Origin of the sequence: Bacillus bingmayongensis, assembly GCF_000299035.1 — a bacterium.
Taxonomy (GTDB): domain Bacteria; phylum Bacillota; class Bacilli; order Bacillales; family Bacillaceae_G; genus Bacillus_A; species Bacillus_A bingmayongensis.
On sequence record NZ_JH921517.1, the window covers coordinates 759,372 to 772,274 of the forward strand.

At 34.0% G+C, this 12,903-nt stretch carries 8 protein-coding genes and 3 pseudogenes; 8 read left to right on the forward strand and 3 right to left on the reverse strand.

From position 1 onward, the window contains the following. The first annotated feature begins 58 nt into the window (after positions 1 to 58). Positions 59 to 2,731 carry a DNA mismatch repair protein MutS gene (mutS, locus tag Y7E_RS0110990; RefSeq protein ID WP_017151305.1) on the forward strand — a complete coding sequence of 891 codons (2,673 nt, stop codon included), beginning with the start codon at positions 59 to 61 and terminating at the stop codon, positions 2,729 to 2,731. Between the two features lie 8 nt (positions 2,732 to 2,739). Continuing rightward, positions 2,740 to 4,671 carry a DNA mismatch repair endonuclease MutL gene (gene mutL, locus Y7E_RS0110995; RefSeq protein ID WP_017151306.1) on the forward strand — a complete coding sequence of 644 codons (1,932 nt, stop codon included), beginning with the start codon at positions 2,740 to 2,742 and terminating at the stop codon, positions 4,669 to 4,671. A 485-nt stretch (positions 4,672 to 5,156) separates the two neighbouring features. Here the strand turns inward: mutL and Y7E_RS34870 are convergent, their stop codons facing one another. The 3 genes and pseudogenes from Y7E_RS34870 to Y7E_RS31595 form a co-directional block, all read right to left on the reverse strand. Continuing rightward, positions 5,157 to 5,549, reverse strand: coding sequence for a hypothetical protein (locus Y7E_RS34870; protein ID WP_313771960.1), 393 nt, complete (start codon positions 5,547 to 5,549; stop codon positions 5,157 to 5,159). 37 nt (positions 5,550 to 5,586) lie between these two features. Next, on the reverse strand, positions 5,587 to 6,906 hold the full coding sequence (locus Y7E_RS0111005; RefSeq protein WP_017151307.1) for an aromatic amino acid transport family protein: 1,320 nt from the start codon (positions 6,904 to 6,906) through the stop codon (positions 5,587 to 5,589). A 273-nt stretch (positions 6,907 to 7,179) separates the two neighbouring features. Beyond that, a pseudogene (locus Y7E_RS31595) lies at positions 7,180 to 7,398 on the reverse strand (L-serine ammonia-lyase, iron-sulfur-dependent, subunit alpha); the annotation flags it as partial. A gap of 474 nt (positions 7,399 to 7,872) precedes the next feature. Here Y7E_RS31595 and Y7E_RS34270 point away from each other — a divergent pair. The 6 genes and pseudogenes from Y7E_RS34270 to Y7E_RS0111040 form a co-directional block, all read left to right on the forward strand. Continuing rightward, positions 7,873 to 8,130: pseudogene (locus Y7E_RS34270) on the forward strand (DUF6241 domain-containing protein); the annotation flags it as partial. Between the two features lie 225 nt (positions 8,131 to 8,355). After that, complete coding sequence (locus Y7E_RS29510; protein ID WP_017151310.1) at positions 8,356 to 8,820, forward strand: aldose epimerase family protein; 465 nt, start codon at positions 8,356 to 8,358, stop codon at positions 8,818 to 8,820. A 733-nt stretch (positions 8,821 to 9,553) separates the two neighbouring features. Then, positions 9,554 to 10,963 (forward strand): glycoside hydrolase family 1 protein, encoded by a 1,410-nt coding sequence (locus tag Y7E_RS0111025; protein ID WP_017151311.1) that lies wholly within the window; start codon positions 9,554 to 9,556, stop codon positions 10,961 to 10,963. Between the two features lie 30 nt (positions 10,964 to 10,993). Then, entirely contained in the window at positions 10,994 to 11,701 is a 708-nt protein-coding gene (locus Y7E_RS0111030) for a GntR family transcriptional regulator (protein WP_017151312.1), read from the forward strand. A 99-nt stretch (positions 11,702 to 11,800) separates the two neighbouring features. Continuing rightward, positions 11,801 to 12,169 carry a DUF4180 domain-containing protein gene (locus Y7E_RS0111035; RefSeq protein WP_017151313.1) on the forward strand — a complete coding sequence of 123 codons (369 nt, stop codon included), beginning with the start codon at positions 11,801 to 11,803 and terminating at the stop codon, positions 12,167 to 12,169. Positions 12,170 to 12,399: 230 nt separating this feature from the next. Next, positions 12,400 to 12,621 (forward strand): annotated as a pseudogene (locus Y7E_RS0111040) (oxidoreductase); the annotation flags it as partial. Positions 12,622 to 12,903: the final 282 nt, after the last annotated feature.

Genomic DNA, 12,903 nt, shown 5'->3' on the forward strand with positions numbered 1-12,903 from the left:
GTCCGTGAAGTACGGCATATAATATATAGCACATTTTTATGAAGTATGGAGGAAACAAATGGCTCAGTATACCCCTATGATACAACAATATTTAAAGGTCAAGGCAGACTATCAAGATGCCTTTTTATTTTTTCGTTTAGGTGATTTTTATGAAATGTTCTTTGAAGATGCGGTTAAGGCAGCTCATGAACTTGAAATTACGCTAACAAGCCGAGATGGTGGAAGTAGTGATCGAATACCGATGTGTGGTGTTCCGTACCATGCTGCGAAAAATTATATTGAACAGCTTGTTGAAAAAGGATATAAAGTTGCAATTTGTGAACAAGTAGAAGATCCGAAAACAGCAAAAGGTGTTGTACGTCGTGAAGTCGTTCAATTAATTACGCCAGGAACCATGATGGAGGGGCGGACGATTGATGAAAAAGAAAATAACTTCTTAGCTGCGTTAACTCATTTTGAAGATGGCTCTTATGCATTAGCTTGTAATGATTTAACAACAGGGCAAAATACAGTCACATTGTTAACAGGTTCTGTAGAAGATGTATTATTAGAAGTCTACGCAACAGGTTCAAAAGAAATTGTTGTAGATTCTACATTTTCAAAAGATGAGCTAAACAAGTTGACGGAAACATTAAAGATGACAATCTCTTATGAAGATGAAACGAAAGTTCCTGAAGGATTACAGCATCTTGTGAGAAATGTAACTCAAACGAAATTAGTTACAGCAGTAGGGCGCTTATTGAATTATGTACTAAGAACGCAAAAACGTTCATTAGATCATTTACAGCCAGTAGATATTTATTATACAAATCAATTTATGAAAATTGATGTGCATTCAAAGCGTAATTTAGAGTTAACAGAAACCCTTCGAACAAAAGAGAAAACAGGATCCCTCCTATGGCTATTAGATAAAACAAAAACAGCGATGGGTGGACGGATGTTAAAACAGTGGATGGAACGCCCGCTTATACAAAAAGACAAGATTGAAGAGCGTTTAGAAATGGTTGAAACATTTGTGAATGACTATTTCTTACGTGAAGATTTAAAAGAAAAACTAAAAGAAGTGTATGACTTAGAGCGCTTAGCGGGAAAAGTCGCATATGGTAGCGTTAATGCGCGCGATTTACTGCAATTAAAACGTTCTCTACTGCAGGTTCCGACCATTTTAGAGGCGGTTAGTTTGATAGATAATTCTTATGCGGCAAGATTAATTCAAGGCGTTGATCCATGTGAAAGTTTAACAGAGTTACTAGATAGAAGTATTCAAGAAAACCCGCCGCTGTCTATAAAAGATGGGGATATTATAAAAGATGGTTATAATGACAAGCTAGATGAATATCGTTATGTTAGTAAGAACGGAAAAACATGGATTGCAGAGCTTGAAAAACGTGAACGTGACATTACGGGAATTAAATCGTTAAAGATTGGTTACAACCGTATTTTTGGCTACTATATTGAAGTGACAAAGGCAAACCTTGCTTCGCTTCCAGAAGGGCGTTATGAGCGCAAACAGACGCTTGCAAATGCGGAGCGCTTCATTACAGATGAATTAAAAGAAAAAGAAACATTGATTTTAGAGGCAGAAGAAAAAATTGTACAGTTAGAATATGATTTATTTACTGCACTTCGTGAAGAAGTAAAAGTGTTTATTCCGAAATTACAGCATCTAGCCAAAGTGATTAGTGAACTAGATGTACTGCAAAGTTTTGCTACAGTGAGTGAAGAAGAACAATTTGTAAAGCCAGTTTTAACAGATAAGCGTGAAATCTTTATTAAAGATGGGCGCCATCCTGTTGTAGAAAAAGTATTGAACGGCAAATTGTATGTTCCGAACGATTGTGTGATGCCTGAAAACATGGATGTCTTTTTAATTACAGGTCCAAACATGTCTGGTAAAAGTACGTATATGCGTCAATTAGCACTTGTTACTGTTATGTCGCAAATCGGTTGCTTTGTACCTGCAACAGAAGCTATATTACCAGTCTTCGATCAAATCTTTACGAGAATTGGTGCAGCAGATGATTTAATTTCAGGTCAAAGTACGTTTATGGTCGAAATGTTAGAAGCAAAAAATGCGATTGCAAATGCATCAGAAAGAAGTTTAATTTTATTTGATGAAATCGGACGCGGTACATCTACGTATGACGGTATGGCACTCGCACAAGCAATCATCGAGCATATTCATGACCAAATTGGAGCGAAGACACTATTCTCAACACATTACCATGAGTTAACTGTATTAGAAGAAAGCTTAGAGCAACTGAAAAACGTACACGTTTCAGCTATTGAAGAAAACGGAAATGTTGTTTTCTTGCATAAGATTCAAGACGGTGCAGCGGATAAAAGTTATGGTATTCATGTTGCCCAGCTTGCAGAGCTTCCAGATAGCTTAATTGCGCGTGCAAAAGAAGTATTGGCCCAGCTAGAAGGACAAGAGGAAATCATTATTCCGAAACGAACGGAAGTGAAAGTACAAGAAGAAATTGTCCAAGAACCAGTAGTTGTAAAAGAAGAATCAGAACCACTGCCAGAGGAAAAAGAAGACTCTGCAGAATCACAACTATCTTTCTTTGCTACAGAACAGCCTGTGAAAAAAGAAGACAAGCCTACGTTTGATCAAAAAGAAACAGCTGTATTAACGCAAATTAAAAAAATCGATTTACTTGATATGACGCCTTTAGAAGCGTTAAATGAATTGTATCGTTTACAGAAAAAGCTAAAGAAAGGATGAGTAAGTAGATGGGGAAAATTCGCAAACTCGATGACCAACTCTCCAACTTAATTGCGGCAGGGGAAGTAGTTGAACGCCCTGCTTCAGTTGTAAAAGAACTTGTCGAAAATTCCATCGATGCGAATAGTACATCTATTGAAATCCACTTAGAAGAAGCTGGATTATCGAAAATTCGCATCATTGATAATGGAGATGGCATTGCTGAAGAAGATTGTATTGTTGCATTTGAACGTCATGCAACAAGCAAAATTAAGGATGAAAATGATCTATTTCGCATACGGACGTTAGGTTTCCGTGGTGAGGCATTGCCAAGTATCGCATCTGTTAGTGAACTAGAGCTCATTACAAGTACAGGGGATGCACCGGGTACGCATCTGATTATTAAAGGCGGAGACATTATAAAGCAGGAAAAAACAGCGAGCCGTAAAGGAACGGACATTACGGTTCAAAACCTGTTTTTTAACACGCCAGCACGTCTTAAATATATGAAAACAATTCATACAGAGCTTGGGAATATTACAGACATTGTGTATCGCATTGCAATGTCTCATCCAGAAGTATCTTTGAAACTGTTTCATAATGAGAAAAAATTGCTTCATACATCAGGAAATGGTGACGTGAGACAAGTTCTTGCCGCAATTTATAGTATTCAAGTTGCGAAAAAATTGATTCCAATTGAAGTAGAATCATTAGACTTTACAATTCGTGGTTATGTAACGTTACCTGAAGTAACGAGAGCATCTCGTAACTACATGTCAACGATTGTAAATGGTCGTTACGTTCGTAACTATGTCTTAATGAAAGCTATTCAGCAAGGATATCACACATTACTTCCAGTTGGTCGCTATCCAATCGGTTTCTTATCAATTGAAATGGATCCAATGCTAGTTGATGTCAACGTTCATCCAGCGAAATTAGAGGTGCGCTTCAGTAAAGAGCAGGAATTACTGCAATTAATTGAAAAGACATTACAGGATGCCTTTAAAAAGATTCAGTTAATTCCAGATGCTGGTGTTACAACGAAGAAAAAAGAAAAAGATGAAAGTGTACAAGAGCAATTTCATTTTGAACATACAAAACCGAAAGAACCACCAATGCCCAATATTGTCTTACCGACTGGGATGGATGAAAAGCAAGAAGAAGTTCAAGCAAAACCACAAAACCAAAATCTACTTTGGCAACCACCAAAGCAAGAATGGCAATCTCCTGAGTCTTTAGTAAGAGAAGAAAATAATTGGCAACCGTCTAAACCAATCATTGAAGAGCCTCTTCAAGAAGAAAAAGACTGGGACAGTAGCGATGAAGACTTTGAATTAGAGGAATTAGAAGAAATCCAAGAAGTCAAAATGAACGGAAATGATTTACCACCGCTTTATCCAATTGGGCAAATGCATGGAACTTATATTTTCGCCCAAAATGATAAAGGATTATATATGATTGATCAACATGCGGCGCAAGAACGAATCAATTATGAATATTTCCGTGACAAAGTAGGGCAGGTTACGCAAGAAGTACAAGAATTACTTGTACCATATCGTATTGACTTATCTCTCAATGAATTTTTACGTGTTGAAGAACAATTAGAGGAATTAAAAAAAGTAGGATTATTCCTAGAACAATTCGGCCATCAATCTTTTATTGTTCGCTCGCATCCAACATGGTTTCCAAAAGGAAAGGAAACAGAGATCATCGATGAAATGATGCAGCAAGTCGTCAAACTAAAAAAAGTCGATATAAAAAAACTGCGTGAAGAAGCAGCGATTATGATGAGCTGTAAAGCATCGATCAAAGCAAACCAATATTTAACGAACGATCAAATTTTTGCTTTGCTAGAAGAACTTCGCACAACAACAAATCCTTATACGTGTCCGCACGGTAGACCTATACTTGTACATCATTCGACGTATGAACTGGAGAAGATGTTTAAGCGGGTGATGTAGGGGTGCTGTGTTGAGGTGAAAATTATCTTTACTGAGATAAAAATGGACATTGTATAATAAAATATTAGATTAAACTATTAAAACTTAATGTTAATTTATAAAAAACAAGGCGTAGTTATGCCTTGTTTTTTATTTTTTTGTTTTTGTTTGGATACATCTTAATTAATAGCGTTCAATAATTGTGAATTTAAAAGAAAGTTGTACATTGAATAATGCAATTGTTTGATAAATTATTGTGATAGATTAACTTATTTATAAAAAAGTTTGGTCGTTTTTGAAGGCCTTGTTGTATTAAAGCACTGTTTCATTAAAAAATGTATTAGATTAAACCTAGTTGATTTAAACATGTTTCTCGTCACTCATCCTTATAATTTAATGATTATTAAAATGTAGACTGATGATGAGATTTCATATCATAAAAAAGTTTTTATTAAAATAAAATATTAGACTCAAATCCAACCCGTCACTCTATTTGGTTAGATAAGTTATTTATCACAAAAATTATCAATCGCTTGAATAGCTAGTTTCAACGCTTTTATTCTTCTTTCTAAAAGCGTTCTTTGGGGACTACCAGCCTTTGACTTATCATAAATGTTCTCAATTGATGGAAGCAAACCAGTAAGAAAATTGCGAGCTTCTGCTAAATCTTCCTGGATATAATGTTGGGTTCCTTGATTCCAAACGTTTTCTAGCATTGCTAAGCCGATGCAAACAGCTAAAAAAGTGATTGCTGAAATAGAAGTTATGCATATGAACAAAAAAGGACAAACTCTCCAGGGGGAGAAGTCTGTCCAAAAACAGATATATCTTATCCATGATCTCTTTGGTTTAACAACATAAAATTCAATTCCACTAGGAATCTTTCGTTCTTTTTTCATATCCCACTATTTTTACACTAGAACCAACAATAGTGAATTAGAATAATGACTTAATACTTGCTAGGACAGTAAGTACACCTATAACAATGACAAATACATTGCTCATTTTCCCTCTGTATTTAGCTAGTACTGGTACTTTACGGATGGCATACATTGGTAATAGACATAAGATAGCAGCAACTAACGGACCGCTAAGGGCATCAATGAGTCCAAGAATACTTGGATTTGTATAAGCAACATACCAGCATGTTAATACGACAAAAGCAAGGATCATTGTCTTAACTGTTTTTTCTTCTATATCTTTTCCGCGTGTTTTACTGAACTTGATAATCATGTCACGCATTACCTCATATGCTCCTATATAATGGCCAAGGAAGGACTTTGTTATAGCCATAAAAGCAATGATAGGAGCTGCAATAGTGATTAGAGGCGAATTAAGCTCATTAGCAAGATATGATAGGATTGACAAGTTCTGTTCTTTTGCCATTATAAGATCATTTGGAGTCAAACTCAATGCACTGCTCCAAACAAAGAACATAACAACAGCGAATGTCATGATATAACAAACTTTTTGTATTTGAGCACATTTGGCATCAGTAGCTTCTATTCCATAGGTAGCTCTCTGTTTCACAACAAATGACGAAATAAGAGGAGAATGGTTAAACGAGAATACTATGATTGGTAGTATCATCCATATCGTTCCAAAATATCCTGTTCCTGTTGAAGCAGTAGAAACACTTGAAAAACTAAGCATTGACGTATTCCACTGTGGAATCAAAGATATTGCGATAAAAAGTAGAGAAGCTATGAAAGGATATACTAGCATGCTCATTATCTTTACAGTGATATCTTGACCAAAATTTAGTATAGCTATAAGACCGAGTACTAATACAAGCGATAAAATGGCCCTTGGAGGCTCCTTCATGTGCAATTGATTCACGATAAAACTACTTGCAGTATTTGTAAGTGCAACCGAATACATCAGCACAATAGTATAAATTGAGCCGAAATATACTATGTTAAAAATTATACTTGCCTTATTTCCAAAATACTCTCTTATTGTACCTGTAATCCCCTCATCAGCAGAATTGGAAGCGTATATCATTTTAGCAAGCGCCCTATGTGAGTAATACATAACAGGATATGCAAGTATGGTAATTAACAGTAATGATAATAAACCACCTGAACCTGCATTAATAGGTAAAAAGAGTACTCCTGCTCCAATTGCTGTTCCAAAAAGGCTCAATGCCCAGGTAGTATCCTGTTTATGCCACTTTTTAGGATCTGGATATTTCTCATTTTTTACTGCAGTATTTTCAGCTTGAAATTCTATTTTTTTTGCAGTATTCCCATTCATTTAATAATTCCTCCTTGTATCCTATTCTTACGTCTCTTTTTAAGGCTTAGGAATATAGACCATTCTTGAAAAATGAATTGCTTACAGGGTGCGCCACATCGTGTGTCCTTCTTCTAAGTTAATCAAAATCGAAAAATTCGCGAGTCATCAACCTGATGGATTTGTTAGCGTTCACAAAACATTTTAATTGCATAGTAGTATACTTTAGTGATACTGGCTCTCAATATAAAAACACCCTTAAGGGAACAATAGAGAATAGAATTACTAACTACTTCACAATATTTCTAATAACTGTTTATTGCTTTCATTGTTTCTCTCTTTTTTACTTTTAATGGTAATACCTGTATGTGTGTCCGCAATTCCACCTAAACCTGCCTCTCTTAATTTGCGAGGCATTTGTCCTCCAACTCTATACATCGCTTCAATAACTTCGTCAGCATTGATGATATTGTTTACGCCAGCTAATGCGATATCCGCTGCTACTAAAGCATTTTGAATAAATTCCCCTTCTGATCACACACCTTTCTTAAAGTAATCGTATCAGTTTGATATTTTCTCCGAGGTAATAGATTTTCTCTCGACATCCTCATTATAACGTGTATATTTATAAAATTAATATTTTTTTATTTTTAGAAAGATTGAATAAACAGAATTTTGAATAGATAATAAATTACAGTTATTATGTAGCAATTGTGTCCATTGTTTGAAGCTGTATTAGTTAGTAGAAAAGCAAAAATAACACAGAGTTCCTTTGATTAACACATTGATTATATTGGGAACTCATTATAAAGATACTTATATTTTCCTTTGTTGAAACATCTTATTTTAGACGTGAAAGCTGTTGTAATATATGATTAATCTAGATGGAAAGGAATAAATTAAGGAAATATAAAATCAGTTTTCCGGATATATATTATTAATATTGAATTTATATACATTTTTCAGAAAAAAGGAACTTCTTTTCGGGGTGCCGCTCCGATGTCCAAAAAGAATGCTGAGAGGGTAAGGGACATCTTAAATCATAGCAATTTCGAAAAGAAAGAAGAACTTTTAGCAATCGCTGAGAGATGGGTAAATAGGGATTTTAGTAGAATTGTAGACGACCATAATTATTTTTGAGAATTACAAGATGGCCGCGACAGTAAAGCTACTGGTGTAATGAATTTCGTAGATGAACAAGCGTTCATTTTAAACAAATTCGGAGAAAAAATTGCAGGAGATTAATTTATGACAGGTGATTTGCAAGAGCAACCTCAAAGATAAATTATGAAAAGCTTCCCTTTAGGGAGGCTTATTTTTTGGTCTAGTAAATTTAAAAGGATTAGTTGCTCAAGATGCATATAAACTAAGATACCTGTAGCATTTGAATTAAGTTTGATAAAAAACAAGTTACATAATCTAAACTAGCACACAATATAAAAACTCCATTTTGAATAAAGATTGATCAAAATGGAGTTAATTTTAAACAGTGACAGTTTTCTCGAAATTAATTCTTCTCTTATTCCCGCAGGAAAGGTATTACCAGTGGAAGGGACTGTATTTGATTTTAGAAAGGGCCGTCAAATATTACAAGGAGTGAATTCTGAACATCTGCAAACTAAAATCGTTGGTGGAGGATATGATCATCCATTTCTAATTAAAGCTAATAGTCAAAAAGCACTTTCGCTATTAGACAGAGAAAGTGGAAGGAAGATTGAAATAGAGACCGATGAGCCGTGTGTTGTTTTATACTGTGGAAATATGTTAGAAAATGATTATTGGATAAGAGGAACACAATCAAAGAAATATTTAGGACTGTGTCTTGAAACACAAAAACCGCCGAATATGATTGATCATCCTAATTTCCCTTCATATATATTAGAAGCAAATCAAGTTTATACAACTAAGACGAAATATTCTTTTACATTAATCTAACTTTTATACATTGATTATAGATACAAGATTTAAAGGGGAAGCAGCTACTCTATCTGAAATAAAAGAAATTGTTGGAGAAAAATAAGTTGTTAAAAATAGTGTTTGATTTTTCCAATTTATGTACAATAGAAGTATCATTTAAAGGTTGTTGAATCCATTTTAAACATTAATAGTTAATAAATATCTTAAGTTATTTTTGTGAAATTTTTAACAAAAAAGTGTGCAACTAATTCAAAGAACCCTAATCTTATGTGATTTGTTAGTAGCGAACTTTTTTTCTATTTATGTGTGAATATTTTTCGGAATTTATAAATAATGGTAATTTGAATAAGAGAAATTTATCCAAGGTAAAAATACTAAAAAATAAAAAAGAGCCATAGCAGGCTCTTTTTTATTTTTTAGTGGCTGATTTTACGTAGAGCACACGGTATTTGTTACGCAGACCCTGGTACATTAAATTACTTTTGAACAATTTTGTTTGCTAACTTTTGTGATTATCTTCATAATAAATTATTTCTTTAGGAGTCGAGTTAAAATGTTAGTGTTTTTTCTTGTTTCTTCAGTTGAATCAGGTAAATCTGAGAAATGATAAATAAGGAGATCCGTTTATTCATAATAGCTATGTAGAAAAAGTTTGTAGATTGAGTTATAATTATACTTATTGAATTTGTACCCATAAATTTAATAAGTGTATACAAATTTAATTTATTGCTATGAAATGGAGGTATGTGTTTTGAAGTTTCCACATGATTTTTTATTTGGGGCTGCTTCAGCTTCTTATCAAGTAGAAGGTGCATGGAATGAAGATGGAAAAGGTGTTACGAATTGGGATATGTTTTCAAAAATTCCTGGTAAAACATACAATGGGACAAATGGTGATGTAGCTGTTGATCATTATCATCGATATAAAGAAGACATTCGATTAATGGCTGAAATGGGACTAGAGTCTTATCGTTTTTCTATTTCTTGGGCCCGTATTTTACCGACTGGTGATGGAGAGGTAAACGAAAAAGGGATAGAATTTTATAACCGAGTGATTGATGAATGTTTACAATATGGGATTGTTCCGTTTGTTACCCTGTACCATTGGGATTTACCGTTAACACTAGAACAAGATGGTGGATGGACGAATAAGCGAACAGCAGAGGCTTTTGTAAAGTATGCAGAAATTTGCTTTAAAGCATTCGGTGATAGGGTCAAGCATTGGATTACATTTAATGAAACAGTTATGTTTTGTGGATTAGGATATTTAAAAGGAGCACATCCACCAGGCATCCAAAATGATGAGCCGAAATATTTTCAAGCTACTCACTATGTGTTCTATGCGCATGCTAAAACTGTTGAATTGTACAAGCAATTAAAGCAATATGGAGAGATTGGGATTACACATGTTTTCTTACCTGCGTATAGTGTGGATAATCAGCCAGAAAATATACTAGCAGCAAATCACGCAAATGAATATGAAACATTTTGGTATTATGATCCAGTATTGAAAGGTGAGTATCCATCTTATGTTGTACAACAATTAAAAGAAAAGGGCTGGACACCTAATTGGACGATTGAAGAATTAGAAATCATAAAACGAAATGCTGAGAAAAATGACTTTATTGGTTTGAATTATTATCAACCTATAAGAGTTGAACGATATAGTAAAGATATTAAGAATGAGGAACATTCTAGAGAGAGCTCTACTCTTGCACCAGGTAACCCTTCTTTTGATGGATTTTACCGAACAGTTAAGATGGAAGATAAAACATATACACAATGGGGATGGGAAATATCATCAGAAGGATTTTTAGATGGCTTGCATATGTTGAAAGACCGATATGGTGATATTAAAATGTACGTGACAGAAAACGGACTTGGTGATGAAGATCCAATCATTGATGGAGAAATTGTAGATGTTCCAAGAATTAAATATATTGAAGAGCATTTAAAAGTTGTAAAGCGTGCGATTCAAGAAGGGATTCATTTAAAAGGGTATTATGCATGGTCAGTGATTGATCTGTTAAGTTGGTTAAATGGTTATAAAAAGCAATATGGCTTTATTTTTGTTGACCATAATGATAACTTAAAACGTAAGAAGAAACTTTCGTTTCATTGGTATAAGCATATTATCGAAACGAGAGGAGAAGAGTTATAAAAAGGAAAAGAGAATTTTAGGAGACGGAATATGACTGTAAAGTACAAAAAAATTGCCGATATTTTAGAGAAAGATATTCGCGATGGAATGTTCGATGAGACGAAAAAATTACCAACAGAAGAAGCATTAATGAATAGATTTCAAGTGAGCCGAAATACGATACGTAAAGTTGTTAGTCAGCTTGTCAATAGAGGGTATATTTTTCAAGTACAAGGAAGTGGGATGTTTTTACGAGAAACGTCTGTAACAGATTACATTAATTTAGGAAGTCTACGTGGTTTAACAAAAAATCTTGCTTCGCAAAATATTGAAACGAAAGTATTAGAATTAAAGGTAATAGAGGCCAATGAGACAATAGCAAAACGGATGCAATGTCAGTTAGGAACGAAGCTATATTTTTTAAAACGATTACGAATTGTAGACGGTAAATCGTTTTCTATTGAAATAAGCTTCTTTAAAAAAGATATTGTTCCATATTTAAATGAAGAAATTGCATTGAAATCCATATACAGCTATTTAATTGAAGATTTACAGCTCAATATCGGATTTGCTGATAAAGTAATTAGTTGCGAAAAAGCAGATAAAGAAAGTGCACAATTATTAGAAATACATGAACATGATCCAGTACTTCTAATCGAAAATACAGTACACCTTGTAAATGGAACGGTCTTTGAGCTATCTCAATCTATGTTCCACTATCAAAAGACTAAGCTTTTAAATCGAATTAATTTTAAATAAAGTGAAGTTTCTCTCGAGATAGAGAAGTACAAATTCATCAAGTTAAAAATATTTGTACACAAAACCTGGTCTTTCCATATAGTTTTTAGGAGGGTAATTATGAATATAGAGAAGGTAGAAGTAGGTGGGAAAAATATTGCCGTCGTGAGAAGCGATGAGATATTAATACGGGATGTTCAGTCAGCTTTGGATTTTATGGCAACCATACAATATGAAGCAGCTTGCAATCGTATCGTTATAAGCAAATCTCTACTAAGCGAAAGTTTTTTTGATTTGAAAACACGACTTGCAGGCCAAATCCTTCAGAAGTTCATCAATTATCGAGTGAAGGTTGCAATTATTGGGGATTTTTCTGCGTATTCAAGTCAAAGCTTAAAAGACTTCATCTATGAATGTAACAGCGGATACGATATCTTTTTCTTACCAACTGAACAACAAGCGATTGAAAAGTTAAGCACGTTGAAGTAGAAGATGGAAAGATCACTTTAGGTCCCGAAGGTATAAGTGAAAGAATTAGAACAATATCGTGTAAAATAATTGGCTCCTTTCATAGGGGCTTTTTTTAGTTAAACATAAATAATTTCACGTACTGTATTTACTAATAAAAATAATACTTATTCACTAAGGGGTTCTTATCCTTACCAGCTTTTTCTAAAGGAGAAAATGATGAAAGCCCAACGCTTGCTGCACTAGCAAAAAAATATAGTCAGTTGCCTGTAATTGTAAATGGCAGTTTCCATGATTCAGAAAAAGCGAGAGAAATCGTTGGAAAAGGCGAAGCGGATGTGATTACTTTAGGTAGAGGAGCACTGGCTAACCATGATTGGGTCAACAAAGTGAAAAATGGAGAGCCAGTAGCAGAGTTTAATCCAGAAAAAGTATTGAGTCCGAATGCAAAAATTAAGGAATTTGAAATATAAGTCTTATATAAAGTGAGATTGTATAATTAAAAAGAATGCCGATGAATAGCCTATATAAGAGGCTTTCTAGGTGTTCTTTTTTGATATTATCCAATGTTATTAATAGAAGCTTGAAGCCGATGCTTAACATTAGCTTCAATTACAAATGAGCATTCGTCGCGATTTTCTGCGGATGTGAATTTTTTGAGGGAATCTTCACATAAATTCAATTATATTGAAATTATGGTTTGTATTTCTAATATAGATGTTATTTTTTATTTAATTTACATATATTAATTTCCA

Coding starts and splice junctions, on each gene's coding strand:
- Y7E_RS0111035 (WP_017151313.1), top strand. CDS start 11,801: ATGAATATAGAGAAGGTAGAAGTAGGTGGGAAAAATATTGCCGTCGTG.
- Y7E_RS34870 (WP_313771960.1), bottom strand. CDS start 5,549: ATGAAAAAAGAACGAAAGATTCCTAGTGGAATTGAATTTTATGTTGTT.
- mutL (WP_017151306.1), top strand. CDS start 2,740: ATGGGGAAAATTCGCAAACTCGATGACCAACTCTCCAACTTAATTGCG.
- Y7E_RS0111005 (WP_017151307.1), bottom strand. CDS start 6,906: ATGAATGGGAATACTGCAAAAAAAATAGAATTTCAAGCTGAAAATACT.
- Y7E_RS29510 (WP_017151310.1), top strand. CDS start 8,356: ATGGAGTTAATTTTAAACAGTGACAGTTTTCTCGAAATTAATTCTTCT.
- Y7E_RS0111030 (WP_017151312.1), top strand. CDS start 10,994: ATGACTGTAAAGTACAAAAAAATTGCCGATATTTTAGAGAAAGATATT.
- mutS (WP_017151305.1), top strand. CDS start 59: ATGGCTCAGTATACCCCTATGATACAACAATATTTAAAGGTCAAGGCA.